Origin of the sequence: Pseudovibrio sp. Ad26, from assembly GCF_001623285.1 — a bacterium.
GTDB classification, from domain to species: Bacteria; Pseudomonadota; Alphaproteobacteria; order Rhizobiales; family Stappiaceae; genus Pseudovibrio; species Pseudovibrio ascidiaceicola.
This window is the reverse complement of the sequence record NZ_LMCE01000001.1, coordinates 132,409-157,732: the sequence shown is the minus strand read 5'-3', so window position 1 is coordinate 157,732 and position 25,324 is coordinate 132,409. Positions and strand designations below refer to the sequence as shown.

Below are 25,324 nucleotides of genomic sequence, written 5' to 3'. Positions count from 1 at the left end.
CATTGTTGAACACTCTTTCCAAGGCATCCCGGTCCCTCCCTGAATGCCATGTTAATGTGTCAACCATCTCTCCGAACACCTGTCACCTATGTCTCCGGTATGTACATCGGGGGCCGGGAAGACACCGGTGGGTGGGCTGGACTTTCTCAAAAAAACTTATTCCCCTTCTGAAATTCTCCCATACTCTGAACCTATGCCTACGTAACGGGCTGCTGGCGGAGCGACCGTCAGTTTGTCGTAGGTTGGGTTGGGCTGTTGGGAGACGTAACGCACCTTTCAGTGGTCCGGTGAACCGAACTTCAAACGTGACCGCATGGTTTGAGGGGAAGGGCCCAGGACTATAGGGTATCACGCGGTGATAGGTGCAGATGTACCGGCAGTAAGACCTGCTTTTGCAGATGTGTTTGTCAAAGACGGAGGAACTGTTTGGGCATGGAAACGTGTCTGGATAAGCCATTGTCTTTCCGGGAAACCGGCTATCGTGCCTTATAGGCAAAAGAGGCGACGTTGTTCATCCCAAGAAAGCCCGGGCAAGGCGTGTAGCCAATGCTGAAGAAACATTTTTAAACAAGTAGCGCAGGTATTGCCTGCCGCCTTGCTCATCCCGACTTCCGGGAACTCCAGCTTCAACACTGCATGGGATGCCATGTGGTGGTGGTGGTGTTTGTGGCAGAACTCAGCTCAAGCGTTGTATTCGATGATGCGGCCTTCGCCGATGAGGCGGGGGGCTTTTTCGGTGGTGGTGTAGCTGATGGCGCCTTCCTCGGGTTCTACGCGGCGGCGGTCGCGCAGGTGGGCGGCGTTTTCTTTGATGCCGATGAGGTGGGCGAGGAAAGCGGAGTTGCAGCGGAAGACGTTGATGCGCTTTGGCAGTTCATAGAACTGGGCGTCTTTTTCGTGCTGAGTTTGCGTGGTGGCGACATCCTCAGAGACTTGCAGTTCCTTGCCTGGTTTCCCGTAGGTGTTCCGTCTTGAGACAGTCTCAGCATTTTGCTCTGTGATTTTGGCGTGACGGCGAGAGCCGATATCGCGATAGCGACGATCAGCGTCTGTTCCAGTGTTAATCGCTTTTCCAGTGCGGGTGACACGCATGACTTCACTCCCCCGACCGTCTCAAAATGAGACACCTGCCGTTTCCTGGGATTCACATCGCAAGGCGCGTGCCAAAGCTTAATTTTTTATTAGGATTTTAATTAGTTGAGTGCAGCGAGATTGCTGAGAGAATGGGAAAGGTAAGCTGGTACAGAAGGTTAGAGCTTATCGATCTGATCTTCAGGACCGCTGACGAGCAGGGTTACGCCGTCCTCTGTGAAGGTGCGTTCGATGATTTCCAGCTGTAGCAGAATGACCTGGCGTTCCAGTTCGGCACTGCTGGAGAAGCTGGCAGAGACACTGCGGGTTTTGATGCGCAGCCATGGCACAAGCTCAGCTTCCCGAATGGCGAGATTTGCGGCGCCGGAGTAGGCCCGTGCCAGACCGCCGGTGCCCAGTTTTGTGCCGCCGAAGTAACGGACGATGATGACGCCCACATCCACAAGGTCTGCACCAATGAGCGTTTTGAGTGTGGGCATGCCGGAGGTGCCAGCCGGTTCGCCATCGTCTTTGCCGCCTTCATCGATGCGTCCCTCGGGGAGCATTCTGCGAAAGGCGGTGACGTGGTGGTTGGCTTTTTTGTGCTCGTCGCGAAGGTCCACCAGCCGCTGAGCAAAGTCTACATGGGGTACCAGAAAGGCAAGAAAGCGTGACTTCTTTTCTTCCAGTATCGCGTTGTATTCCTGCTCAACGGTGAAGAGGGGCATGGGCTTATGCTCCTACCGGTTCTTTGCTTTTGAAGTGCTTGGAAAGCTTCAGAGCCTGACCCTGATAGTTGGAGCCAATGCCTTCGCCGTAAAGGGTTTCTGGCACTTCCTCCATGTGCTCGTAAACAAGGCGGCCAACCGTCTGGCCGTGTTCTACGATGAAGGGAACGTCGTGAGAGCGAACTTCTAGAACGGCTCTGGACCCTGTGCCACCAACGGTGGAGTGGCCGAAGCCGGGGTCGAAGAAGCCTGCATAGTGGACGCGGAATTCTCCGACGAGAGGGTCGAATGGCACCATCTCAGCGGCGTATTGTGGCGGGACGTGAACAGCTTCCTGCGAGACCAGAATGTAGAACTCGTTCGGGTCGAGGATGAGCGTTGCATCGCCGCGATTGTACAGCGGTTCCCAGAAGTCTTCCGGGTCCTGTGCGTCTTTGCGATCGACATCGATCACACCTGTATGGCGCTTGGCGCGGTAGCCGATGAGGCTGTCTTTGCCAGAGCCTTTCAGGTCGATGGACACCTGCACGCCGTTGTTGATGGCGTCTTCGTCCTTGCCGCCAGAAACGAGCGTGTGTTGGTTGTGCACTTTGGTCAGGTCTTCATCATTGATGAGGGTTTCACCATCGCGGAAGCGGATTTGGGACAGGCGAGAGCCTTCGCGGACCAGCACAGGGAAGGTCTTTGGAGAGATCTCAGCGTAGAGCGGACCTTTGTAGCCAGCTTCAACACGGTCAAATGCGCGGCCCTGATCTGTGATGACGCGGGTGAACACATCGATGCGGCCCGTGGAGCTTTTGGGATTGGCTGTTGCGGATTGCTCAGCCGGAAGGTCCAGCGCCTCCTGAAGGCGGACAATGTAAACACAGTTGGTTTCCAGCACGGCGCCCTTGGAGAGGTCGATCTCGTGCAAGATGAGCTTTTCCAGCTTGTCTTCCACTTTCGCGTCGGGGCCGGGCAGAAAGGAGGCCCGGACACGCCATGCTTTGACGCCGAGGCGCAGGTCAAGACTGGCAGGTTGAATCTGGTCCTCGTCGGGCACTCTGTCTGCTTGAATTGCACCGCTGGCAAACATAGCTTCAATCGCTTTTGCCGGAAGAATGCCTGTCATTGTTGGTTCCGCCCCACTGGTACTCAAATCGTTCTGACACTGATTAACGTAAGTTTGATCTCTCGCCAAGTCTGCAACCTAAGCTGATTGATTGACCATAGTGTATTTTCGAGGTAAAAACGCTGCCTATTCCGTGGTGATTTGGTCGACCGGCTTGCAACCACGTAAAACAAGTAGCTAAAGGGTCGGGTTCTTGTATAGACCTCGGCCCGCGCCGGGGTTTTTTAATGAAGGGGTAGAGCGATATCTCTTCGGGCAGGAATGAGCGATGACAGACGCAAAGAACTGGAAGCCAGCAACTCGGCTTGTTCATGGAGGCACAACGCGCTCCAGCTTTGGTGAAACATCCGAAGCTATCTTCCTTACACAAGGGTATGTTTACGACAGCTCAGAAGCGGCAGAAGCGCGTTTTTTGGGCGAGAATCCGGGCTATATTTATTCCCGGTACGCAAACCCGACCGTAGGAATGTTCGAGCGACGAATGTGCGAACTGGAAGGCGCTGAGGCCGCACGCGGCACGGCTTCTGGTATGGCGGCTGTTAACTCTGCGATTATGGCCTGCGTTAAAGCTGGCGATCACGTGATTGCACCAAAGGCGCTGTTCGGTTCCTGCCGATACATCATCGAAAAGCTGCTGCCACGTTATGGTGTGGAGTCCACGCTGATTGATGGCACTGACATCGAGCAATGGAAAGCTGCAGTTCGTCCGAACACCACAGCGGCGTTCCTTGAAAGCCCAACCAACCCGACGCTTGAAGTGATCGATATTCCAGCAGTTGCGGATATTATTCACGAAGCTGGTGGACGGCTTATTGTAGACAACGTGTTTGCGACTGCTATCTGGCAGAGCCCACTGGCGCTGGGTGCGGATGTGGTGATCTACTCTGCGACCAAGCATATTGACGGGCAGGGCCGATGTTTGGGCGGTATCGTGCTTTCTGATGAAAAGTGGATTGTGGAAGAGTTCCATGACCCGTTCAAGCATACCGGACCTGCGATGAGCCCGTTCAACGCTTGGGTTCTGCTGAAAGGTCTGGAGACGTTGTCGCTGCGTGTTGAGCGTCAGACTGCGAATGCTGGCAAGCTGGCAGAGTTCCTTGCGGATCATTCTGCAGTGTCTCGGCTGATTTACCCAGGTCGTGCTGATCACCCACAGGCGGATATCGTGGCCAAGCAGATGCAGGGTGGGTCTACCATGCTGGCGTTTGATCTGGCTGGTGGCAAGGAAGCGGCCTTCAAGTTCTCCAATGCGCTGGAGATTGTCAGCCTTTCCAACAACCTTGGTGATGCGAAGAGCCTGATCACGCATCCGGCGACGACGACGCACCAGAGTGTTGCGGAAGATGCGCGTCTGGAGCTGGGCATTACAGACAAGACGCTTCGTCTTTCTGTTGGTCTGGAAGATGCAGATGATTTGCTGGAAGACGTCGCGAAGGCGCTGGCAGCGGTTTAAGCGCGTTGCACATTATGACTGGCGTGAGGGCATCCAACTGGGTGCCCTTTGTGCATTGAAACGTAATGCTGAGATTGGTTGCCAGCCTTGGAGTTGCTGTTGTTAGTTATTGCTGGCTGCCACCACCACATCTCGCCTAGCGCTGGATAAGGTGATGACGAACCCGGCGATAACATCCAGAAAAGTGATGGTCATGAGCAGCAGGAAGAGCGGGGTAGCGGCTTCTTGCACCGAGAGGAACTCAATCAGGTAGGCCACGAGGATCAGCAAGGACAGGCTGTGATCTACCAGTGAGAGTGTGCTGGTTCTGGTGGCTTTGATAATCTCTACGAAGAGCAGCACCAAAGTGCCTGCAAGCAGAAGGGTGGCGACATCCAGAGGAACGAGTAGTCCGGATGGCAGTGGGATCTGGAATACAATGGCAGCCCAAGGAGTGACGTTGTAGCCCTGATCAAGCACCGGCTCTAGATCTTCAAACCACCGAAATGCCACAGCGTTGTAGAGCAAGAACGGAATAAGCGTGAGTGGAATAGTCCTCATGTGGTTGTCCCCGGAAGAGCTGGAAGCGGTATCCTATCGGAAAAGATTAACATTATTGCTGGGGGTCTGTGATGCCCTGAAACCGGGAGGGGTAACGCTTCGAGTGGTTTAATGCCTAGGGTCTTCATTTTTAGTGGAGTTCTAGGGAATACGACGCGTGCGATTGTGAATAGTGAGGGGGCGTCGTACACGTTCCGTCATGCGACGTTCTATGTGAGAGAGTTCGTTATAGTTATCGACGGCGATACCCTTCCAATATTTGACGATGGGAAGGCCTATGCGGAGTTGAAAAGCACCAATGGGATAGTTGATGTCGCTGTGGTAGCGGATCTGTCCAACAAATGTGGTCTTTAATCCTGGTAGGCCAAACCAGCCTGCGCGGGATATTTCAAACCGTCCCTGCGCCCCGCTTATCTCTTCAATGTTGTTGGCGGTTCTATAAAAGCCTCCTGCATAGATGCGGAGGCCGAACCCCAGATCATCAGTTCCGGGGAGGTCGTAGCCAATCTCTCCTGAAAGGTTGAGGAGAGGAATGCTTTCGCGTGGGTCTGTGCTACCCGGTTCCGGTTCCAGAATACGGACTTTGCTTGTCGGGAATTGTGCGTTGAAGCGAGCTTCATAGTTATTTGCCAGAAACTCGATGCCCGTGGTGACTGCAGTTGCGGGGTCGCGTTCGTAATCTTCCTTGTAGTTCATGAAGATGTAGGTGCTGCCAATCAAGTTTGGCCGTACAAAGTGACGGAGGCCACCGCCAGCACTTATGAGATATACAGCATCAGAGGAGTTGCCGGAGCGGACATCAGCGAAGAACATGCCATGACTGTCCTGAAAGACTGGCGTGATGACTTCGGCGGCTCCAGATGTGTTATTGCGATCTGTCTCAAACAGGCCGATGAGGCGGGGTTGGTATTTGCCTTGCGGATTGAAAGTGAAGTGATCGTCTAAATCAAAGAGAGGTTGGGCCTGGCTGGCAGAGGTATTCAGCGCCACAAGGCAGAGCAGAATACGCAACAAAGTTTGCAAAAACTGGCCCATTTGCTCTCTTGGTGCTGACGAGAATGCGACGTTTACCAGCAGTATTGGAGGTTACTTACGTTTCTGATAGTCCCGCCATCCAGTGGGCTATCCTTGCCAAGCTGAGAGGAACTGAAGATCTTCACAGCCAGCAAACTGGGTGCATCGCTCCAGTTCAGCTTCCAATCGTTGTTGGCGGCCTTTGCCCATGCGAATGCCAGCCTCGGGCCAAAAGCGTTTTACGGCCAAAGCATTGGAGGCTTTGTCACGCTTCATATCAATGCGGCCAATCAACTTGTCCCCCTCCATGACAGGGAAGACATAATAGCCGTATTGCCGTTTTGGTTCAGGGACGAAGATTTCGATGCGGTAATTGAAGTCAAAAAGGAACTCAGCGCGCTTGCGATCTCTTAATGCCGGGTCGAATGGGCTGAGGATGCGGATCCGCTGGGAAGGGGCTTCGAGGGATCTCAGTTCATCTTCAATTGTTGGGCGTGCGAGACATAATTTGGGCTTCGTGTCGCTGGCAGGTTGAATCTCAACAAGGATCAGTTCCTGACGCTTCTGGGCTTGCTTACACCATGCTTTGACATCGGCAAGGTCTAGTTTGTCCCAATAGGCTGCAATTTCGCTGGGCGTAGCGAAGCCGAGGCGGTCGATTGCGGAGTTGCAAGCCCACTCTATGGTTTCTGCATGGCTGGGTTTAGCGGAGCGGTGATCCTCAGGGATGATGCGTTCTGTCAGGTCATAGAGTTTTTGAAAGTTTTCACGCCGGGAGACGGAGATTTGTCCGGTCCGCCAGAGATATTCAAGTGCTGTTTTGGATGGGTTCCACTCCCACCATCCGCCTTTGCTGCGCTTCTCATCCTTGCCGATATCTGAGGTGCCAGCGGGCCCGTTTTCTTCGATGTGCCGTAGAATGAGGTTGAGTTTTTCCTGATACTCCGCACCGCGCCAGACCTTCCAGCGGGATTGCAAGCTCTCTGCGCTTTTTTGGAAGCGGTAGTGCCAATAAGGGAAGAACTCGGTTGGAATGATTGAGGCATCATGCGTCCAGTGCTCAAAGAGGCTTCTGTCATTCTCCAGCAGTTTCTTGAGATGTTTGGGGCGGTAACTTTGGCGGCGTGACCACAAGATCATGTGGTGCGCACGCTCTACAGTGTTGATGCTATCAACCTGCACAAAGCCAATGCGGTGAATGAGATTGAGGAGGTTTTCTCCTTTCGAGGAGCCTGTTGGCGCTTCGAGAAGGGCGTGTTTCTGCAGAAACAAGCGACGCGCAGCGGCGTTATCAACTTTTAAAACTAACTGCGCTTCCATAGTCATCAAAGTCTCCTGCTTGGTCAGACGTACCTAGGCTAGGAGAGGCAGCGCCTTGCCGCAAGCAGTCCGCATCAGATAGTTGTGGGTTTGTTCCTATTATGTTCTCTAAATGGAGGTTGCATTGGACTTTGCAGAAAAACAGCGGGGTGTGTTTCAACGGATGATTGTCGGAGCGTTGGTGACCGCGATTGTGCTTTTGTTTGGTGCGCTTCTCAATCCATTTGGATTTGCCGCGGACTGGAATGCCTCTGAGCGGCTTTGGGTGGCAGCGGTTTCATTATTATCACCTGCCTTGCTGCTTATGATTTCCATAGGTCGTCTGGCGATGCGCAGGTTTTATCATGCTGATGACATTGATGGAGGAGGGCTAACCCACGGCAGTGAGGAAGCCAAAATGCTGCAGAGTATTTTGCAAAATACACTCGAGCAGGGGGTGTTGGCAGGGTTCATCTACATTGCTTGGGCTGCGGTTATGCCCGGTAGCACAATGTCTGTGCCTTTGTTAGCAGCACTGCTGTTTGCGCTTGGGCGTATCCTGTTTTTTGCAAGCTATGAGAAGGGTGCGCCATGGCGTGGAACCGGCTTTGCGCTGACTTTCTATCCAAGTATTCTAATGCTGGTGGTCGTGCTGATTACGTTGATGGCCGGGTTGTAGTGCTCACCTTGGTATGTGGCGAGCGACTACGAGGTGTCCACGCACCGGATTTTCGCACTCCTGCCGGAGTGTGGTCTGCGTAAAGTCGATGACTGCAAAGTCAAATTGCTTCAAGAGATTGCGGAGGTAGTTTTCTGTGTGTGTGAAGCGGCAGCTGTCGCTCATAATGTAGGGTGGAGTATCGGAGGTAGGCTCCATCACAGCTTCAGCGGAGAACAAGAACACGCCATTCTTTTCGATGTGATGGGCGACACCTGCGAAGAGATCTTCCAATGAACCAAAGTATGGAAAGAGCTCTGATGCGATTATTAAGTCCCATTTCTGAGGATGATCCTGATCGAGAAACTCGTTGATTTCGCATTGTTGGAGATCGTCGTAGATCTCCTTGTCTTTCGCTAACTTGAGCATCTCCTCTGAAATATCGACGCCAGTTTTATAAGGGATCTGATCTTCGAAAAGTTCGGCAGCTAAGCCAGTGCCACAACCTAGATCTAAGAGACGCTTAAAGGGGCCAAGATTGAGAGTGTTGATCTTTTCGTGGATCTTGGTTGGTAGGTTGTATTGGAGGATCTCCAGAAGCTTGATATCGAAAATCTTCGCTTTCTGGTCAAACAGAGCGGAAACATACTCGGCTGGCATGCTGTCCAGTTTTTCTGAGTTCGCGTTTGCTAGCGGCAGATCAAGGGTACCTTCTGAGCTTTCAGAGCACCCTTGCCCAAGAAGGTTTAGCAAGTGATCGGCAGCTCCGTTGAACTCTCCGGTCTCTTTGAGGTTGAGTACATGATCATAGATCATGAAATGCCGGAGGAAATCTGCAACGGGGTTGGTTTCTTGTTCTTTTTTGTCATTCTTCATCGCTGAGCAGTATCCTCATCTTTGAATACTGACATGATTGAGCCATGAAAAAATTAATGAACAGTAAGCCTCTTTGGGTTGATCGTCTTGAAGTAATCAACAGCAAGTAGCTGTATTTTTATTGCTAGGTATTGCGCAAAATAAAACCCGCAGTGTTTCCACTGCGGGCTTAGTAACTAGTTTAAAGCTTAGGAGCTTTTACCCTTTCAGGCGTCTGTCAACTCTTTTGCTTTGGCCATCTGGTTCCGCTTTGCCAGTGTACGCAAACGCAGAGCGTTGAGGCGGATGAAGCCTGCAGCGTCTTTCTGGTCGTAAGCGCCGTGGTCGTCTTCGAAAGTCACCAGCTCTTCTGAGTAGAGAGAGTAAGGAGACGCACGACCAACAACGATGACGTTGCCTTTGTAGAGCTTCAGCTTAACGGTGCCGGTCACAAGCTCCTGCGACTTATCGATCATCGCCTGAAGCATTTCGCGCTCAGGTGAGAACCAGAAGCCGTTGTAGATCAGCTTTGCGTAGCGCGGCATTAGCTCATCTTTGAGGTGAGCAGCGTCACGGTCCAGCGTGATGGATTCCATCGCGCGGTGTGCTGACAGGAGGATTGTTCCGCCTGGTGTTTCGTAGATGCCGCGGGATTTCATTCCAACGAAGCGGTTTTCTACCAGATCAAGACGGCCAATGCCGTTGTCGCGGCCGTAATCGTTCAGCTTGGCAAACAGGGTTGCCGGAGACATGTGTACGCCATTGATGGAGCATGCATCGCCTTTTTCGAAGCCGATTTCGATCTCGGTGACTTCGTCTGGCGCGCTGAGCGGATCAACGGTGCGCTGGAAGACATACTCTGGTGCTTCTTCATTCGGATCTTCCAGAACTTTACCTTCGGAAGAGGAATGAAGCATGTTTGCGTCAACAGAGAACGGTGCTTCGCCGCGCTTGTCCTTTGGTACCGGGATCTGATGCTGTTCTGCGAACTCGATCAGGTCAGTACGGGACTTCAGCGTCCAGTCACGCCAAGGTGCGATCACCTTGATGTCTGGGTTCAATGCGTAGCAAGCCAGCTCGAAGCGCACCTGATCGTTACCTTTACCGGTCGCGCCATGCGCAACAGCGTCTGCGCCGGTTTGCTCAGCGATCTCGATGAGACGCTTGGAAATGAGCGGACGGGCGATAGAGGTGCCGAGGAGATAAACGCCTTCGTAAACTGCGTTGGCCCGGAACATCGGGAATACGAAATCCCGAATGAATTCCTCACGGAGATCATCAATGTAGATTTCTCGAATACCAAGCAGTTCAGCTTTTCGTCGTGCTGGTTCCAACTCTTCACCCTGACCTAAGTCAGCAGTAAAAGTTACAACTTCGCAGCCGTATTCCGCCTGCAACCACTTGAGAATAATCGAGGTGTCGAGCCCGCCAGAATAGGCAAGCACAACCTTTTTGATGTCGCCTTGGGCCATAGATTAGCTTCCAAATGTGTGTTCGGGCGCATAAAGCGCCTACGCTGGGCAATCTACCGAGCAGAGCGAGCAACGCAAGCGGTGATTGAGGATTGAGTGCTGAGTTATTAATCGGGATAGTTGAGCTACTTACAGGTATTCCTGATAATGATGTGAATAGAAGCTCTTGTTGGGTTGGGCTGTTGGATATGTAAGGTTTTGATAACGCGAAGATAATGACTGCTACGTTATGCTCTGATGCTACAAAATTTGCACGTTTTGGGTGCGAACAGAGAGTTGCTAAACTGCATGACATCTCAACTGTATCTGCGGAAAAACCATAGAGTTTATGCGCAGAAAACTTTTCCAGTGTCCTGTAGTTAACCAACAAGTCTCTGTATCTACGAAGGTTTCCGGCTAGGCCTTATGCGTCTTTTGTCTAAAATTGCGGGCAGATTTCTTTGAGATTTGATCAAGCTTATTGAGGTTCTTATTGCCCGATTCGATGACTTTGGCTCAAGGATTCCAGTCTGGCGGTGCTAGCTCGAAGCCATCGAAGAGAAATCCTGGAGCAACGGTGCAGCCGACTAATGTCCATTCGCCGAGGCTTTGGGCGGATTGCCATGCATGACGAGGTACGATGCCTTGAGGGCGCTGTCCGTTTAATACATCCATACCGAGGATGATGTCGTTTTGGCTGCCTTCCTCGGAGCTGATGGAGAGCCGGAGCGGAGCGCCGCCGTAGTAGTGCCACGTCTCAATCGCGTCGATCCGGTGCCAATGAGATCTCTGGTGCTTCTTGAGGAGATAATAGATCGCTGTTGAATAGCCACGGCCTCTAGGGCCTTCTTTATCCCGGAAGGTTTCGGTGTAATAGCCACCTTCTGGATGCTCTTTCATCTGCAACTCTGCGATGATTTCTTCAGCTGTTGCTGAGGAGCTGATTTGGTCGACTGACATTAGAAGCTGTCCTTGCGGCGGCGGATTTCTGTGAAGACATCAACAGGTTCAGCATTGACCATGTTGAGGTTTTTCTGAACTTCAGGATCGCGAACCCTCAAAAACGGATTGGTTGAAAGCTCTGCTGCCATGGAGGTTGGTAGAGTAGGGCGTCCAACTTCGCGGAGTGCCTCAATGCGTTTTGTGCGTTCCTGTAATGCTTGATTGTTTGGATCGATTGTAAGAGCGAATTTGGCGTTGGCCAGCGTGTACTCGTGGCCGCAATAGATCCTTGTTTCCGGTGGTAGTGTATTTGCCAAGTGACTTAATGAAGCCCACATCATCTCGGGATCGCCTTCGAAAACGCGGCCGCAGCCGAGTGCGAAGAGTGTGTCGCCTGTGTGAGCGATACCTGCTTCCTGGAACCACCAGGAGATATGATCAAGCGTATGGCCCGGAGTACCAATGGCTTTGACCGCAATTGGGCCAACGAGAATGTCATCTCCGTCCTCTACAAAGCGGTTCATGCCCGTGATGTGTTGGCGGGAGCGTTCTGGCCCGGTTACCTTTGCACCTGTCTTCTCAACGAGTTCAGCCATTCCGCCGATATGATCCCAGTGATGGTGTGTGATGAGAATGTCGGTCAGGTTCCAACCGGTTTCTTCCAGAACCTGTAAGTAGGGGGCTGATTCTGGAACATCAATTGCGACTGTACAACCGCTGTCGGGGTGGTGAACGAGAACGCCGAAATTATCTTTCAGACAAACAAACTGCCGAACTTCAACTTCAATCATCAACCAGCTCCCAAGCATACAGTATATCTTTGTGAGATCATGAGAGGACAAGCTGTCAAATTCAACTGCAAACTCATAAAACTCTGGGTGTGGTTGATTTAAGCTTGCAAATCGTCAGGAAGAAGCGTTGCGCCCAAGGCTCTTGCACCCCATGATAAGAGAAGGCAACGCGCGGAGAACCAGTTGTATCTTGATGTTACTCACTTAAAAGAGTTCTACGACCTGCCACTTGGACGGATGCTTCGGGTGTTGGTTGGGAGCCGCGTGAAAATGCTTTGGCCAGAAATGCATGGTCAGAGTTTGCTGGGTATTGGTTATGCCGCTCCTTATCTGAGGCCTTACCTGAAAAAGACCAATCGTGTGTTTGCCGGAATGCCTGCTGCGCAAGGCGTGGTGAAGTGGCCGCGTGAAGTTGAAGTGCCGAACAAAGCCTTCCTGATGGAAGATGGTCAGCTGCCGTTTCCAGATTCCTGTATTGACCGCATCTTACTCGTGCATTCGCTGGAGATGGCAGGACAGCCGGGGGCGTTGTTGGATGAAGTCTATCGTGTCTTGTCTCCGGGTGGGCGGGTGATTGTGATTGTTCCCAATCGACGTGGTGCGTGGGCACGGTCAGAGGTTTCACCGTTTGGGTATGGTCGTCCTTATTCAAGACCGCAGCTCGATAACTTCCTGAGCAATCATCATCTTTCGGTTGTGTCGCGGGAAGAAGCGCTGTTTGTGCCGCCGACGAACTCGAGAATGGTTTTGAAGAATGCACGGAGTTTTGAGCGTTTAGGGGCTGTGGCCTGGTCAGCGTTTGCGGGGTTGCTGGTCACTGAAGCTGAGAAGCAGGTGTACCGTGGTATTCCGATGAAAGCGAGCCACGTGACACGTGTGTTGCGACCAGTCTTTCTGCCTAACGGCAAGACTGCTGGTGCGCAGGCTATGAACGGGCATAGTCGCCAGCAAGAAGGAACTTTCGCCAACGAGGGCGAAAGCTGAGTTCTGATTACTTCCGCTCCAGAAGGAAGACGGCCTGATCGCCGATCAGGTTCCATACCCACCACGGTGCGTTGAACCCAATGCGCTGACCTCTTGCATCCAGAGCCTCTGCCTTAATAACTTTAGCATGGACCTCTTCTGAGAGAGCAACAAAGTCTCGGATCGTGCAGAAGTGGATGTTTGGTGTGTCGTACCACTCGTAAGGCAAATAGTCGGTGACTGGCATTCTGCCGTTGAACAGCAACTGCATACGGTTGCGCCAGTGGCCGAAATTCGGGAAGGACACCACGACTTTCTTGCCGATGCGCAGTAACTGCTCGAGAACCTGTTTCGGGTCCATGGTCGCCTGAAGTGTATGGCTTAGAATTGCGTAATCAAAAGCGTCGTCCGGGTAGGCTGCAAGGTCATTGTCTGCATCTCCCTGAACAACTGAGAGCCCGCGGGCAACGGCTTCATTCACGCCTTTTTGAGAGGTGTCGAAGCCACGGCCATCAACGCCGCGAGTGTCGATCAGCAGTTCCAGCAATTCACCAGTGCCGCAACCGATGTCCAGAACGCGCGAGCCCGATGCTACAAAATCGCAGAGAATTCGGTGATCGCCGCGTACATTACTCAAATCATGTTTTTTCATAATGAATCTGCTTTCTGATGAAACTTACTGCTCAGTGTTACGGTCAATCACCATTTCCCGGTGCGGGAATACCTCTGGCTTTTGCTGCTCCTGTCAGGAAGCCACGCATTGTTTTGAACAGTTCGGGTTCATCAAGAAGGAATGCATCGTGTCCGCGTGAGCTCTCGATCTCAACAAAGGAGACGTTTGCGCCAGCCGCGTTGAGGGCTCGTACAATGTCTTTGCTTTCCGAGGTTGGGAAAAGCCAGTCTGTTGTAAACGACATAACGCAGAAGCGGGTTGTGCTATGCAAAAATGCGTTGGCCAGTTTGCCGCCATGCGCTGCCGCGAGATCAAAGTAATCCATAGCGCGGGTTACATAGAGATACGAGTTCGCGTCGAAGCGATCGACAAAAGTCATGCCCTGATGGCGCAGATAACTTTCGATCTGGAAATCTGCATCGAAGCCAAAAGTGATGGCTGAGCGGTCTTGCAGGTTGCGGCCAAACTTGCTGTGCAGGCTTTCATCAGACATGTAGGTGATGTGCGCTGCCATGCGGGCCACCGACAGGCCCTTCATAGGGCGCTTGCCTTCTTTGGCATATTGTCCGTGGCACCAGTCTGGATCTGCCATGACAGCCTGACGGCCTACTTCATGGAAGGCAATGTTCTGGCTGGAGTGGCGTGGACCTGCAGCGATTGGGACTGCTGCAAATACTTTTTCTGGATAGGCAGATGCCCATTGCAGCACTTGCATGCCGCCCATGGAGCCGCCGACGACTGCGAAAAGAGTTTCGATACCGAGCGCTTCAACCAGTTTTCCCTGGGAACGCACCATATCGCCGATTGTGACGACAGGCAGGTCGAGCCCGTAAACCTCATTGGTTTCCGGATTGGTGCATGCAGGGCCAGTGGTGCCGAGGCAACCGCCAAGCACATTTGCGCAGATGACGAAATACTTGTCGGTGTCCACTGGTTGCCCAGGACCGACCATCATTGACCACCAGCCGGGTTTGCCGGTTACGGGGTTCTCAGAGGCAACGTATTGATCACCGGTGAGGGCGTGGCACACAAGAATGGCGTTGGTTTTGTCTTCGTTCAGCTCGCCATAGGTCTCATAAGCAATCTGCCAAGGGGCGAGTTCTGTGCCTTCATCAAGCCGAAGAGGATTGTCTGGACCAAATCGCATGAGCTTGCTGGCAGGCATATCCATCTGTTCCGCTGCAACACTGGCTTGTGTTGAGGGCGAGATATTCGGAGTCTTCTCCGGTTTTGCGCTGGCAGTCTCAGTCATGTTTTCTTCCGCGGTGTTGTGAAGGCGAATTGGGTGTTCCTCTAGGGATTGCAAGAGAGTTTTTGCTAGGTGCCAATTGGCAGTGTGTCAACGTTTTCTTTTGCTTTCACCGTCGTTGTTTCCTATGAATTTACATAGGTTCTGTTCAATAATTCGAGTGGGTTAGTGCAATGTCTGGGTCTTCATCAGTTTCGGATTCAAAAATGAGCTTGTCTCAAGTCCGCGATAAACTAGATGAAGTTGATGATAAACTGCATGCCTTGCTTATGGAGCGTGCTGACCTGATTGAGCATATTGTTGCGGCAAAAGCTGAACAAGGTTCTATGCATGCTGTTTTTCGGCCCTCTCGTGAAGCAGATATTATGCGGCGGTTGGTTGAGAACCATCGCGGTGTTCTGCCTATTATGTCATTGGAACATATTTGGCGTGAGATAATCTCTTCGCTAACAAATGCCCAGACAACTTATCGTGTACATCTTGATGGTAGTGCAGATCGACTCGCAATGAGTGAGCTGACACGCTTTTATTTCGGTTACGCGATTGAACAGCAGCGCGAGATTGACCCGTCTGCTGTGCTTGCCGCGGTTGATTATTCACAGGTCGATCTTGGTGTGATCGGCTTGGAAGAGCGTGCGGAAACGCCTTGGTGGCGCGGTATGGGTGCCCGGGACGATGGCACCAATGGTCCATCGATTATTGCACGGCTGCCTTTTTTGGTTGTTCAGGACAGACCTGCTGATCTGCCTGCTGTTGTGGTTGCGGCTCAAACTGCTGAAACTGAGAAGCCGGATATTTGTGTTTACGATGTGCGCTGGACGGGAGCCATACCGGGCTCATTGATGCACAAAGGTATAGAAGTGTTGAGTTTTTATCGCAGTTTTGAAGGCGTAGATGCGCTATTAGCTGTTCCGGGGAATATATCCGAGCAGGAGCTGGCGACTTTCTTTGAAGCTGCTGAGGCGGCGCCGGATAAACTTAGATATGTCGGTGGATACCCCGCGCCGCTTGACCTAGATGATGAATTTGATAGTGAAGCAGACGCAGTTGGTTAAATTGCGTGTTTTTTGAATAAAGGAATGAGTTGATGGAAGAGCAGGTAGTACGCCCTGTCCCTCGTGCTGGTGTGTTGGCAATTGATCCGTATGTACCCGGTAAGGCGAAGGCAAATGGTGGCCATAAACTACATAAGCTCTCTTCCAATGAATCTCCTTTAGGTGCGAGCCCGAAAGCGCTTGAAGCTTACCGCACCATTTCCGAGCTTCAGTTTTACCCTGATGGAAGTGCTGGCGAACTTCGCACAGCAATTGGTGAAGTGTACGGCCTGAACCCTGATCACGTCATTTGTGGATGTGGCTCTGACGAAGTGCTGAGTCTGCTGGCCTATGCCTATCTGGGTGAAGGTGATGAGGCTATTTATACCACGCACGGCTTCCTTGTTTATAAGATTGCGATCCACGCAGCTGGTGCGACACCTGTTGTTGCTCCAGAAAAAGACCTGAAAACGGATGTAGATGCCATTTTGGAACGTGTGACCGAGAAAACCAAAATGGTTTTTGTGGCCAATCCGAACAATCCGACCGGCACTTATATTCCGTTTGACGAAGTTAAGCGTTTGCACGCCGGGTTGCCGAAGACCTGTATTCTGGTTCTCGATGCAGCCTATGCTGAGTATGTGCGCCGGAATGACTATCAGTCCGGTATTGAGCTTGTTGCGAACTCAGAAAACGTTGTTATGACACGGACGTTCTCCAAGGCTTATGGTCTGCCAGCGCTGCGTGTTGGCTGGGCGTATGGTCCTGAGCACATCATTGATGCGCTGGGCCGTATTCGCGGGCCGTTTAACATGAATGCTGCTGCGATTGCAGCTGGCGCTGCTGCTGTGCGTGATCAGGCGTTTATTGAGCAGGCAGTTAGCCACAATAACGAATGGTTGCCGTGGGTAGTTAACGAACTGACCAAACTAGGTCTTGACGTAACGCCAAGTGTCGGCAATTTCATTCTGATCCATTTCCCTGAGGAACAGGGGAAGCGGGCTGTTGATGCGGATGCCTTCCTGCTGGAACGCGGGTGTGTGCTGAGGCAGGTGAAAGCCTATGGATTTGACAATGCCTTGCGCATGTCAATCGGTAGTGAGGAAGCCAACAGAGATGTTGTTGCTGCTCTCTCTGAATTTCTGAAGTAGTTCTAATAGAAGGTCTCCATGTCTGAACCCTTGTTTAGCCGGGTCGCACTGATTGGTATCGGTCTGATCGGCTCATCTCTTTCGCATGTCATGCGCCGCGAAAAGCTGGCGGGTGAAATTGTTATATCCACACGCTCAGAAGTTACTCTGAAGCGTGCGGAAGAGTTGAAACTTGGGGACCGATATTATCTGGACGCAGCAGAAGCCGTAAAAGGGGCAGACCTTGTTATCGTTTGTGTACCGGTTGGTGCATGTGGAGCCGTGGCAAAAACCATTGGTCCTCACTTAGCTGAGGGTGCGATTGTGACTGACGTGGGTTCTGTGAAGGCCTCCGTTATTTCGGCAATGAAGCCGCATATGCCGGAAGGTGTGCATTTTATTGCAGGCCATCCGGTTGCTGGTACTGAGTATTCCGGCCCTGATGCTGGTTTTGCCTCTCTCTTTGAGAACCGCTGGTGCATTCTTACGCCAGACAGCGACAGTGATGCGGGTGCTACAGAGCGCCTGACTGCCTTCTGGGAGGCCTGTGGCTCACATGTGGACACCATGGATGCTGAGCACCACGATCTTGTGCTGGCTGTTGTGTCTCACCTTCCGCATATCATCGCCTACAACATTGTTGGTACGGCTGATGATCTGGAAACGGTGACCAAGTCAGAAGTGATCAAATACTCTGCTTCCGGTTTCCGCGATTTCACGCGTCTGGCGTCTTCTGATCCGACTATGTGGCGCGATGTGTGCCTGAACAACAAAGAAGCCATTCTTGAAATGCTGTCTCGCTTTTCTGAGGATCTGTCTGCCTTGCAGCGTGCGATCCGGTGGAGTGATGGCGATGCCTTGTTCAAGCTGTTTGCACGGACCAAAGATATTCGCCATCAGCTTGTTGAAGCCGGTCAGGAATCTGCGGCGCCGAACTTTGGTCGTGAGAACGAAAAAGGCGAGCCAGCTGAGTAAGATCTTGCTGGTTTTGAAAGAGTTTAGCCCGGGTCAGATTGGTTCTGATCCGGGTTTTCTTTTGAAGGTGTAACCAAGACTGGTCAACTTATCAGTTGGGCAAGCGGTGTTGGTTTACCGAGGTTTCAAGAGTGATTTTGATGTGGCCTCAACGCTGAATACTCTGCGCGTGGACAGAGCGCTTTCAGGAGTTTTTGGATGATGAAGCTGAGTGGATTGGCAGCAGTTGTTGCAGCCGGGTTTGCTGTTGCGAGTTTTGCTGCGATGGCTTCTAAAGAAGATCAGGTGCCTGCTGGGCCGACTGCCGTTGCCATTATGAAAGATGTTGATGGCAAGCAGGTTGGGCGTGTGGTGTTGACTGAGACCTTGAGCCAGACCCTCCATATTACAGCAGCATTTGATGGCTTGCCTGCTGGTGTACATGGGTTCCATGTTCATGAAACGGGTCTATGTGAGCCAACCTTTTCGGCTGCTGGCGGTCATTTCGCGCCTGAAGGGCATGAGCATGGGATTGAAGTTCCTGATGGTCCGCATGCGGGCGATCTTCCAAATCTTCATGTTCCCGAGAATGGAAAGATTGTCGTTGAGTATTTCTCTGAAATCTTAGACCTGGCTCCCGATGACAAGGACAGCCTGATTGGTGGTCCGGGCAGGGCGCTGATTGTTCATGCTGATCCAGACGATTATCATAGTCAGCCGACTGGGGATGCCGGAGGGCGGATTGCTTGTGGTGTGATTGTACCGATTAAGCAAAATGCAGATAGTTTCCAGAGCTACCCTGAAGAGCCAGCAAGCGACACCAAGTAGATTTGGCACCGCATGGTTTTCCATGCAGTGTTGAAGCTGAAACTTCCCGTTTAGACGGGTGGAGCAAGGCGAACAGGCTCTGCCTGCGCTACTTGTTAGGTATGTTTCTTCGGCATTGGCTGTTCGCCTTGCCCGGGCTTTTTCTCATGAACACGCGGGCTCCCTCTCGGACAGACGCGACAGGCACGTTCTCGTGTCACCGACACGTTTCTGTACCATTGGCAGTTTCCTGCCACCACCGGACGCCCTCCGGAACGACCCCAAACTCCCTAATACCACTGTGGCCTCAAAAGGGTATGGCGCTTCACCGGACCTCCCGACACGATACGTTACTTCATGCCGGTAGCCCAACCCCGCCCACGCCGCGGGATGGACGGTCCACCCCGGCCCGAATGCGTGGGCACAGGACTTAGCCTAGGGCAAGTGCTGGTGAGGGGGATAAGTTTTTGGGCGTCACTTTGCTGCTGAGGTCTCTGTTTCACTGGTTGAAAGGTGTTCGTATGCCGGGGTTTGATGACATATACAGGAGTGTGTTACCGTAAAGGTAACTTGCCCGTGGGTGTGGGGTACACTTCGGGTTTTGAGTTCGGTTTGGGAGGGCCATCTCAATGGAGTTTTTTGACCCTATATCGTATGCGGTGCCGTTTTTTATCATTCTCATGATTGTAGAAGGTGTGGCTTTAAAGCTGCGTGGGATTGATGGTTATGAAGTCAAAGATACGTTTTTCAGTCTGGCAATGGGGATTGGGAGTCTCATCGCTGGGATCGCGTTAGGCACATCTATGTCTTATGCAGCGCACAGTTGGATTTATGGCTATCGTCTTATCGAGACTATCCCTATCAACTGGTGGACCATCCTGATTTGTTTCCTGCTGTATGATCTGGCCTACTATTGGAAGCACCGCTTTGGCCACGAGTATCGGTGGTTTTGGGCGAGCCATGTCAATCACCACTCTTCTCAGCGGTATAATCTTTCAACGGCACTGCGTCAGACGTGGACGGGGACAATCACGCTGACGTTTATCTTTGGCTTGCCTATAGCGCTTCTCGGATTTCAACCGGAGATGATCTTCTTCGTTGCAGCCTGGAACTTGCTCTACCAGTTTTGGATTCACACTGAACTGGTTGATCGTATGGGGCCGTTTGAGTGGATCTTTAACACGCCGAGCCATCACCGCGTCCATCATGCGACGAACCCGCGGTATCTGGATTCCAACTATGCGGGGACGCTGATTATCTGGGATCGGATGTTCGGGACGTTCAGCCCGGAAGTTGCAGAGGACCCGCCGCGCTACGGGATTGGCAAGAACCTTGAGACCAACAACCTGCTGATTGTGGCGTTTCATGAATGGATTGCGATGGTCAAGGATTTGAAGACCGCAAGATCCCTGAGAGATGTCCTCGGCTATATGTTTCGTACGCCGGGATGGACGCCTGATAACTCACGAATGACCACCAAGAAGGCCAAAGCGAATTGGAAACGGAAGCAAGCGGTGAAGACAGCTGAACTTGAGACACTGGAGGAGCAGAAGGTGCAAGAGCCTGCTGAGTAACCGTAACTCTATGTAATCGATACAAAACCCCGGTGCACACGTGCGGCGGGGTTTTTCTTGTTCACGCGGAGTTGAGGCGAGTGCTGTTGACCTGAGGTCGAAACCAACCATAAATAACGGTATCGTTACTTATGGTTGGAGGGAACCATGATTACGGAATCTGGAAATCTATCGGACACTGGTTCAACAGGTCTTTTGCGCGCGGCTCTTTTGGGCAATGCGATATTCTCTGCCATATGCGGTGTTGTCATGGTGTGGATGCCTTACCGTGTCTCTGCGGCGTTAAACTGGCAGGGCCCCAATCTCTGGCTCTTTGTTGGGCTGGGTTTGCTTGTATTTGCAGGCGCATTGTTGTGGCAAGGAAAACAGGGCAGGCCTTCGGTAGCATGGGGTACATTGTTCAGTCTTGGTGATTACGGGTGGGTCATCGGAACTGTTTGGCTGGGTATGTTTGCGCCAACTGTGATGAGTGGTGATGGTTGGATGATTGCCTGGGGTGTCTCAGCTGTCGTTGCGTTGTTTGGCAGCCTTCAGCTTTTAGGGATTGCCCGAATGATGCGAAAAGTCCTGGATGCCATTGAGGAATGAGTATGAAACAGACCAATCCAGTGCGTACGTCCAAGCGGGGTAATAGTCGCTCAGATATCCTGAAGGCTGCTTTGCTGGAGTTTATCGACCGTGGTGTCGATGGCGTGCGGATGGAGCATGTGGCAGATCGGGCAGGTTATAATAAAGCACTAGTTTATAAGCACTTTGGGTCCAAAGAGCTGCTGTTTGAAGCTGTTTTAACCGCGCAGTTTCAAGAACGGGAGCAGACGCGTTCTAGTATCTCAGGTGATCTTTCTGAGATGCTGATGGGGTGGTCTCAAGCCAACAAAAGTGATGCCGATTTCTTCAAGTTGCTCATGAGGGAGGCGTTGGATTTTGAAGGTGATCGCCCTGTGCGTGCCGACCAGAGGAAAGCTTATTATACGCAACAGATTGCTGTGTTGGCTGACTTGCAAAAAGAGGGGAGGTTGCCGACAACATTGGAGCCACACTACCTGTTTCTGGCGTTGCTTGGGACGCTTTCAATTCCGCAGCTTTTGCCGCAAGTGGCAGAGTTGGTTGTCGGTGACGCACCGGGGGGTGAAGAGTTTGAACAGGGACTGGCGGTGTTTTTTAAGGCCTTTGGAGAGGTCCTATCGCCCAAATAAAAAGGGAGAGCCGAAGCCCTCCCTCAAATAACTCATCAAATTAAACAGTCTTAAGACGCTTTGTTTGATGCGCGTTCGGCGCGCTTACGGTCATGTGGGCACAGCAGTGCTTTACGCAGACGGATGGATTCTGGGGTTACTTCCACCAGTTCATCTTCAGCGATGTAAGACAGTGCACCTTCAAGGCTCAGCTTGATTGGGGTGGTCAGCTTAACAGCATCGTCCTTACCGGAAGAACGGATGTTGGTGAGCTGCTTGCCCTTCAGAACGTTCACTTCAAGGTCGTTACCGCGTGTGTGTTCACCAATGATCATGCCCTGGTACACTTTCGTGCCCGGATCAATCATCATTGGGCCACGGTCTTCCAGGTTGAACAATGCGTAAGGAACAGCATCGCCCTGACCGTTGGACAGCAGAACGCCGGTGTTACGACCCATAATTGCGCCTTTATAAGGTGCATATTCATGGAACACACGGTTGAAGATCGCGGAACCGCGGGTGTCTGACATCAGCTCAGCCTGGTAACCGATAAGGCCACGGGTTGGAGCGTGGAATACCAAACGGGAGCGACCGCCACCGGATGGGCGCATTTCAAGAAGCTCACCTTTGCGTTCGGTGATCTTTTTAACAACAGCACCCTGGAATTCATCATCAACGTCGATGATAACTTCTTCGATTGGCTCAAGACGCTTACCAGCTTCGTCTTCCTGATAAACAACGCGAGGACGACCTACGCAAAGTTCGAAGCCTTCACGGCGCATGTTTTCGATCAGGATTGCGAGAAGCAATTCACCACGACCGGAAACGATGAAGGAATCTGCTTCTGCAGTTTCTTCGATCTTAAGCGCAACGTTACCTTCAGCTTCCTTCATCAGACGCTCGCGGATAACGCGGGACTGAACTTTGGAGCCTTCCTGACCAGCCAGAGGACCGTCGTTGACGCGGAACATCATGGACAGTGTTGGCGGATCGATTGGCTGTGCCTGAATTGGCTCAGTCACCTGAGGTGCAACGATTGTGTCTGCCACGGTTGCTTTGGTCAGACCAGCGATGGAGACGATGTCGCCTGCTTCGCCTTCTTCAATTGCTGAACGCTCAAGGCCACGGAACGCGAGAACCTTGGAGATACGGCCAGTTTCGACCACATTGCCGTCACGGGTCAGCGCTTTGATAGCCATGTTCGGGGTCGCAACGCCAGATGCAATGCGGCCTGTCAGAATGCGGCCAAGGAACGGATCAGATTCGATTGTTGTTGCGAGGAGGCGGAATTCGCCTTCTTCGGATTCTGGCTCTTTTACATGATCTAGGATCATGTCGAAGAGCGGAGCCATGGATTCTTGTGGGCCAGCTGGCTCAAGAGACATCCATTCTTGCTTGGCGGAACCATATACAACCGGGAAGTCGAGCTGCTCTTCGTTTGCGTCAAGAGCTGCGAACAGGTCGAACACTTCGTCCAGCACTTCGTCAGCGCGCTGCTCTGGTTTGTCGATTTTGTTGATCGCAACGATTGGCTTCAGGCCGAGCTTCAGAGCTTTACCAAGTACGAACTTGGTCTGCGGCATTGGGCCTTCAGCTGCATCTACGAGCAGTACAACGCCGTCAACCATATGCAGAATGCGCTCTACTTCACCGCCGAAGTCAGCGTGACCTGGTGTGTCAACGATGTTGATGCGTGTGTTGTTCCAGACCAAAGAGGTGTTCTTGGCAAGGATGGTGATGCCGCGTTCACGCTCGATGTCATTGGAGTCCATCATGCGTTCTTCGGTGCGCTGGTTTTCGCGGAAGACGCCGGACTGCTTCAACAAGACGTCAATAAGGGTCGTCTTGCCGTGGTCAACGTGGGCGATGATCGCAATATTGCGAAGTTTCATGGTGGCTCCGTCTGGCCATAGGAAGTCGCGGCGTGTGGGAGGATCATGAGGTGCCCGATCCACGCCATTCCTTCAATCTGGTTTTTCTCTAATGAAAGATGCGCTCTTCTATCCTATTTTTGTGTCAATTCAAACCATCTCGCTAAAAAACTGCTAAGTATTTAGTCGAGCTCACTTTTTTACTGGTGAGCCTGGTTTTTTGAATAGACTTTGCCGGAAAAAGAACGCAATTCAGCATCTGTTTAGCTGATAAGTCATCGTTCGGATATTAGAATATGAGGCTTTCGGTGCAAAAGTGTGCCAGATCACTTACTCTTCATTTATGAAGTTGTAATCATCGACAGATAGCAAACCGGATTTTCTTACTAGTCTGGAGCGTACGTCGACTTCTGCAAGGTCGTAGGCGTGCATCCATTGGCATTCATCGGGACAGCGGCCAACGATGTCGTAGTTTTTTCCGGCAGGGATGTAGAACTCTTCGAAGGGCTCCAGATTGATAAACTGGCCGTTGATGCCTATAGACATACCCGAGGTGAGAGCGACAAAGATTTCTTCTGCCTCAGCAAATAAATTTCTCCAGATGCGGCCTGGCGTGTCGATTTGGTGGTGAAATGCGTAGCCACGTTCGCGAAAGCTTGCTTGCAGCTCCTGTTTCTGTTGTTCAAGGTGAGACAGTTCAGCTAAAAGCAAGCAATGCTCCTTTAATTTAAACCTTAGGCTAACTAATAAATTATTGGGTAAGCACCATCCGAAGACAGTCGCTTGACTACAAAAAGGAATATGGCAATCTAATACCATTCAATATCGCAATATTGGGTATTGCAATCCCCAATATTTACACCAACTTATTCGTGGTGGGTGATTAAAAGACAATAGAATACCCCCTGTGCGCGTAATCCCAAAAGTTGTTGGAAAACCAATGCAATTTGCAACCCAACAGTGGTTAGAAGAATGGTTTGCCCCACTCGCTCAAAGCGAAGGTGTGAGTGCAACCAGACATGAGTGTGTCGAAGTGATTCGCATGACAATGGCGACAAAGCCTCGCGCTGTTATGTATTCACCAAGCATTCGTATCGTTTTTCAGGGTCTGGTCAGAGGCCATTTGGGTAGTCAGAGTTTCCTCTATTCCCAGCAGAGCTATGCCGCGCTCGTTTCTCCGATCCCACTTGAGATTGAGATTGTAGAAGCGTCTCGTGAGAAGCCTCTCTACGCGGTCAATTTGGCGATCGATATCAATGTCTTGGCAGAACTGATGCTGCTTATCGAGCAGGAGCCTCTCGAGTTTGAGTATGGCGAAACGCTTGGTCGTCCAGCGCATCTGTCTGAAGAGGCATTGTTTTCTGTCTGTCGCCTGATGCAGACGCTAAATAGCGAAGAACAAACTAAAATTCTCGCTGATGGCTACTATCGCGAGTTCCTTTATCACGTGCTCAAGTCCGAGTACGGTGCGAGTCTGAGGGTGCTGTTCCAAAACAGTGAGAAGTCTCAGGGTATTGCGCGAGTTCTTCAAGTGTTGCACGAGGATTTCTCAACAAATCTCAGTGTAGACCAAATGGCCAAGATGGCCTGCATGAGCATTTCTGCTTTTCATGCCGGTTTTAAAGGCGCGACCGGTCTTTCTCCGCTGCAGTACGTTAAGTCGATCCGCTTGCATAAGGCGCGGTCTATGATGCTGAGCCAGAACATGAGCGCCAGTCAGGCTGCTTATCGGGTTGGTTATGCAAGTCCGTCGCAGTTCAGCCGTGAGTTCAAGCGGTTCTTCGGCAGCTCTCCAACTCAGGAAGCAGCGAAGTTTCGCGTTTTAGCGTGACGTACGACGAGCTTGCTTATAGATTTTTGGGACGCGCACTCTGAAAGAAGGGCGCGTGTTTTTCATTGTGCGCTCTACGCAATTTTCCTAGAGTTGCCGCGCATCTGATGATTATCAAGAAAACTGGTGAAGCGCATACGGGATAGCTCA

25 protein-coding genes and 1 riboswitch are annotated in these 25,324 nt (G+C 51.8%); of the genes, 11 read left to right on the top strand and 14 right to left on the bottom strand.

The genetic code is table 11. The annotated features are described in order from the left end of the window. Positions 1 to 681: 681 nt before the first annotated feature. The 3 genes from PsAD26_RS00790 to PsAD26_RS00780 form a co-directional block, all read right to left on the bottom strand. A complete protein-coding gene (locus tag PsAD26_RS00790) occupies positions 682 to 1,092 on the bottom strand; it encodes a hypothetical protein (protein WP_063286133.1) in 411 nt (136 codons plus the stop codon). 158 nt (positions 1,093 to 1,250) lie between these two features. Further along, positions 1,251 to 1,799 carry a YigZ family protein gene (locus PsAD26_RS00785; RefSeq protein ID WP_063308877.1) on the bottom strand — a complete coding sequence of 183 codons (549 nt, stop codon included), beginning with the start codon at positions 1,797 to 1,799 and terminating at the stop codon, positions 1,251 to 1,253. 4 nt (positions 1,800 to 1,803) lie between these two features. Then, a complete protein-coding gene (locus tag PsAD26_RS00780; protein WP_057460767.1) occupies positions 1,804 to 2,910 on the bottom strand; it encodes a 2'-deoxycytidine 5'-triphosphate deaminase in 1,107 nt (368 codons plus the stop codon). Positions 2,911 to 3,033: 123 nt separating this feature from the next. Next, a riboswitch (SAM riboswitch) is annotated at positions 3,034 to 3,111 on the top strand. Positions 3,112 to 3,178: 67 nt separating this feature from the next. Between PsAD26_RS00780 and PsAD26_RS00775 the strand changes: the two genes are divergently transcribed. Further along, on the top strand, positions 3,179 to 4,363 hold the full coding sequence (locus tag PsAD26_RS00775) for an O-succinylhomoserine sulfhydrylase (protein ID WP_063308876.1): 1,185 nt from the start codon (positions 3,179 to 3,181) through the stop codon (positions 4,361 to 4,363). A gap of 102 nt (positions 4,364 to 4,465) precedes the next feature. Here PsAD26_RS00775 and PsAD26_RS00770 read toward each other — a convergent pair whose 3' ends face one another. The 3 genes from PsAD26_RS00770 to PsAD26_RS00760 form a co-directional block, all read right to left on the bottom strand. Next, a complete protein-coding gene (locus tag PsAD26_RS00770) occupies positions 4,466 to 4,903 on the bottom strand; it encodes a hypothetical protein (RefSeq protein ID WP_063308875.1) in 438 nt (145 codons plus the stop codon). 141 nt (positions 4,904 to 5,044) lie between these two features. Beyond that, the gene (locus tag PsAD26_RS00765) at positions 5,045 to 5,938 is read right to left on the bottom strand and encodes a hypothetical protein (RefSeq protein ID WP_208985436.1); all 894 of its coding nucleotides are present in this window, start codon (positions 5,936 to 5,938) and stop codon (positions 5,045 to 5,047) included. Between the two features lie 87 nt (positions 5,939 to 6,025). Then, positions 6,026 to 7,237 (bottom strand): crosslink repair DNA glycosylase YcaQ family protein, encoded by a 1,212-nt coding sequence (locus PsAD26_RS00760; protein ID WP_063308894.1) that lies wholly within the window; start codon positions 7,235 to 7,237, stop codon positions 6,026 to 6,028. Positions 7,238 to 7,361: 124 nt separating this feature from the next. On the opposite strand from PsAD26_RS00760, the gene PsAD26_RS00755 reads away from it, so the two are divergent. Further along, positions 7,362 to 7,895, top strand: a complete 534-nt coding sequence (locus PsAD26_RS00755) for an MAPEG family protein (RefSeq protein WP_208859965.1) — start codon at positions 7,362 to 7,364, stop codon at positions 7,893 to 7,895. A 3-nt stretch (positions 7,896 to 7,898) separates the two neighbouring features. Here the strand turns inward: PsAD26_RS00755 and PsAD26_RS00750 are convergent, their stop codons facing one another. The 4 genes from PsAD26_RS00750 to gloB all read right to left on the bottom strand — a co-directional run bounded on the left by PsAD26_RS00750 (position 7,899) and on the right by gloB (position 11,910). Beyond that, on the bottom strand, positions 7,899 to 8,750 hold the full coding sequence (locus PsAD26_RS00750) for a methyltransferase domain-containing protein (protein WP_063308873.1): 852 nt from the start codon (positions 8,748 to 8,750) through the stop codon (positions 7,899 to 7,901). A gap of 206 nt (positions 8,751 to 8,956) precedes the next feature. After that, positions 8,957 to 10,201 carry an argininosuccinate synthase gene (locus tag PsAD26_RS00745; protein ID WP_063308872.1) on the bottom strand — a complete coding sequence of 415 codons (1,245 nt, stop codon included), beginning with the start codon at positions 10,199 to 10,201 and terminating at the stop codon, positions 8,957 to 8,959. Between the two features lie 495 nt (positions 10,202 to 10,696). Then, positions 10,697 to 11,140, bottom strand: coding sequence for a cupin domain-containing protein (locus tag PsAD26_RS00740; protein ID WP_063308871.1), 444 nt, complete (start codon positions 11,138 to 11,140; stop codon positions 10,697 to 10,699). Then, positions 11,140 to 11,910 (bottom strand): hydroxyacylglutathione hydrolase, encoded by a 771-nt coding sequence (gene gloB, locus PsAD26_RS00735; RefSeq protein ID WP_208985439.1) that lies wholly within the window; start codon positions 11,908 to 11,910, stop codon positions 11,140 to 11,142. The genes PsAD26_RS00740 and gloB overlap by 1 nt, the downstream gene beginning before the upstream one ends. A 186-nt stretch (positions 11,911 to 12,096) precedes the next feature. On the opposite strand from gloB, the gene PsAD26_RS00730 reads away from it, so the two are divergent. Further along, complete coding sequence (locus PsAD26_RS00730) at positions 12,097 to 12,897, top strand: class I SAM-dependent methyltransferase (protein ID WP_063301560.1); 801 nt, start codon at positions 12,097 to 12,099, stop codon at positions 12,895 to 12,897. Positions 12,898 to 12,904: 7 nt separating this feature from the next. On the opposite strand, the gene metW is transcribed toward PsAD26_RS00730, so the two are convergent. Both metW and PsAD26_RS00720 read right to left on the bottom strand, forming a co-directional pair. Next, a complete protein-coding gene (gene metW, locus PsAD26_RS00725; RefSeq protein ID WP_063301561.1) occupies positions 12,905 to 13,528 on the bottom strand; it encodes a methionine biosynthesis protein MetW in 624 nt (207 codons plus the stop codon). Positions 13,529 to 13,571: 43 nt separating this feature from the next. Continuing rightward, a complete protein-coding gene (locus PsAD26_RS00720) occupies positions 13,572 to 14,720 on the bottom strand; it encodes a homoserine O-acetyltransferase (protein ID WP_063308892.1) in 1,149 nt (382 codons plus the stop codon). Positions 14,721 to 15,004: 284 nt separating this feature from the next. On the opposite strand from PsAD26_RS00720, the gene PsAD26_RS00715 reads away from it, so the two are divergent. From PsAD26_RS00715 to PsAD26_RS00685, 7 genes are all read left to right on the top strand, one after another. Further along, positions 15,005 to 15,853, top strand: a complete 849-nt coding sequence (locus PsAD26_RS00715) for a chorismate mutase (protein WP_063308870.1) — start codon at positions 15,005 to 15,007, stop codon at positions 15,851 to 15,853. A 32-nt stretch (positions 15,854 to 15,885) separates the two neighbouring features. Continuing rightward, positions 15,886 to 16,983, top strand: coding sequence for a histidinol-phosphate transaminase (hisC, locus tag PsAD26_RS00710; RefSeq protein ID WP_063286124.1), 1,098 nt, complete (start codon positions 15,886 to 15,888; stop codon positions 16,981 to 16,983). 18 nt (positions 16,984 to 17,001) lie between these two features. After that, on the top strand, positions 17,002 to 17,937 hold the full coding sequence (locus PsAD26_RS00705; protein ID WP_063291120.1) for a prephenate/arogenate dehydrogenase family protein: 936 nt from the start codon (positions 17,002 to 17,004) through the stop codon (positions 17,935 to 17,937). A 198-nt stretch (positions 17,938 to 18,135) separates the two neighbouring features. Beyond that, the gene (locus PsAD26_RS00700; protein WP_208859964.1) at positions 18,136 to 18,744 is read left to right on the top strand and encodes a superoxide dismutase family protein; all 609 of its coding nucleotides are present in this window, start codon (positions 18,136 to 18,138) and stop codon (positions 18,742 to 18,744) included. 608 nt (positions 18,745 to 19,352) lie between these two features. After that, entirely contained in the window at positions 19,353 to 20,297 is a 945-nt protein-coding gene (locus PsAD26_RS00695; RefSeq protein ID WP_063308869.1) for a sterol desaturase family protein, read from the top strand. 147 nt (positions 20,298 to 20,444) lie between these two features. Next, on the top strand, positions 20,445 to 20,885 hold the full coding sequence (locus PsAD26_RS00690) for a hypothetical protein (protein ID WP_063308868.1): 441 nt from the start codon (positions 20,445 to 20,447) through the stop codon (positions 20,883 to 20,885). Positions 20,886 to 20,887: 2 nt separating this feature from the next. After that, complete coding sequence (locus PsAD26_RS00685) at positions 20,888 to 21,493, top strand: TetR/AcrR family transcriptional regulator (protein WP_063308867.1); 606 nt, start codon at positions 20,888 to 20,890, stop codon at positions 21,491 to 21,493. A 50-nt stretch (positions 21,494 to 21,543) separates the two neighbouring features. Here the strand turns inward: PsAD26_RS00685 and typA are convergent, their stop codons facing one another. Beyond that, positions 21,544 to 23,364: a translational GTPase TypA gene (typA, locus tag PsAD26_RS00680; RefSeq protein ID WP_063301631.1), complete on the bottom strand. Its 1,821-nt coding sequence runs from the start codon at positions 23,362 to 23,364 to the stop codon at positions 21,544 to 21,546. 309 nt (positions 23,365 to 23,673) lie between these two features. Next, the gene (locus tag PsAD26_RS00675; RefSeq protein WP_152986549.1) at positions 23,674 to 24,054 is read right to left on the bottom strand and encodes a hypothetical protein; all 381 of its coding nucleotides are present in this window, start codon (positions 24,052 to 24,054) and stop codon (positions 23,674 to 23,676) included. Between the two features lie 229 nt (positions 24,055 to 24,283). Between PsAD26_RS00675 and PsAD26_RS00670 the strand changes: the two genes are divergently transcribed. Further along, positions 24,284 to 25,174 carry an AraC family transcriptional regulator gene (locus tag PsAD26_RS00670; RefSeq protein WP_208985435.1) on the top strand — a complete coding sequence of 297 codons (891 nt, stop codon included), beginning with the start codon at positions 24,284 to 24,286 and terminating at the stop codon, positions 25,172 to 25,174. Positions 25,175 to 25,324 lie beyond the last annotated feature (150 nt).

Bases quoted from the DNA above. Each gene is read 5' to 3' on its own strand.
- PsAD26_RS00745 (WP_063308872.1), bottom strand. From the start codon at position 10,201: ATGGCCCAAGGCGACATCAAAAAGGTTGTGCTTGCCTATTCTGGCGGG.
- PsAD26_RS00780 (WP_057460767.1), bottom strand. From the start codon at position 2,910: ATGACAGGCATTCTTCCGGCAAAAGCGATTGAAGCTATGTTTGCCAGC.
- PsAD26_RS00775 (WP_063308876.1), top strand. From the start codon at position 3,179: ATGACAGACGCAAAGAACTGGAAGCCAGCAACTCGGCTTGTTCATGGA.
- PsAD26_RS00720 (WP_063308892.1), bottom strand. From the start codon at position 14,720: ATGGATATGCCTGCCAGCAAGCTCATGCGATTTGGTCCAGACAATCCT.
- typA (WP_063301631.1), bottom strand. From the start codon at position 23,364: ATGAAACTTCGCAATATTGCGATCATCGCCCACGTTGACCACGGCAAG.
- PsAD26_RS00685 (WP_063308867.1), top strand. From the start codon at position 20,888: ATGAAACAGACCAATCCAGTGCGTACGTCCAAGCGGGGTAATAGTCGC.
- hisC (WP_063286124.1), top strand. From the start codon at position 15,886: ATGGAAGAGCAGGTAGTACGCCCTGTCCCTCGTGCTGGTGTGTTGGCA.
- PsAD26_RS00765 (WP_208985436.1), bottom strand. From the start codon at position 5,938: ATGGGCCAGTTTTTGCAAACTTTGTTGCGTATTCTGCTCTGCCTTGTG.
- PsAD26_RS00760 (WP_063308894.1), bottom strand. From the start codon at position 7,237: ATGGAAGCGCAGTTAGTTTTAAAAGTTGATAACGCCGCTGCGCGTCGC.
- metW (WP_063301561.1), bottom strand. From the start codon at position 13,528: ATGAAAAAACATGATTTGAGTAATGTACGCGGCGATCACCGAATTCTC.
- PsAD26_RS00700 (WP_208859964.1), top strand. From the start codon at position 18,136: ATGATGAAGCTGAGTGGATTGGCAGCAGTTGTTGCAGCCGGGTTTGCT.
- PsAD26_RS00750 (WP_063308873.1), bottom strand. From the start codon at position 8,750: ATGAAGAATGACAAAAAAGAACAAGAAACCAACCCCGTTGCAGATTTC.
- PsAD26_RS00740 (WP_063308871.1), bottom strand. From the start codon at position 11,140: ATGTCAGTCGACCAAATCAGCTCCTCAGCAACAGCTGAAGAAATCATC.
- PsAD26_RS00770 (WP_063308875.1), bottom strand. From the start codon at position 4,903: ATGAGGACTATTCCACTCACGCTTATTCCGTTCTTGCTCTACAACGCT.
- PsAD26_RS00695 (WP_063308869.1), top strand. From the start codon at position 19,353: ATGGAGTTTTTTGACCCTATATCGTATGCGGTGCCGTTTTTTATCATT.
- PsAD26_RS00715 (WP_063308870.1), top strand. From the start codon at position 15,005: ATGAGCTTGTCTCAAGTCCGCGATAAACTAGATGAAGTTGATGATAAA.
- PsAD26_RS00790 (WP_063286133.1), bottom strand. From the start codon at position 1,092: ATGCGTGTCACCCGCACTGGAAAAGCGATTAACACTGGAACAGACGCT.
- PsAD26_RS00785 (WP_063308877.1), bottom strand. From the start codon at position 1,799: ATGCCCCTCTTCACCGTTGAGCAGGAATACAACGCGATACTGGAAGAA.
- PsAD26_RS00690 (WP_063308868.1), top strand. From the start codon at position 20,445: ATGATTACGGAATCTGGAAATCTATCGGACACTGGTTCAACAGGTCTT.
- PsAD26_RS00705 (WP_063291120.1), top strand. From the start codon at position 17,002: ATGTCTGAACCCTTGTTTAGCCGGGTCGCACTGATTGGTATCGGTCTG.
- PsAD26_RS00670 (WP_208985435.1), top strand. From the start codon at position 24,284: ATGCAATTTGCAACCCAACAGTGGTTAGAAGAATGGTTTGCCCCACTC.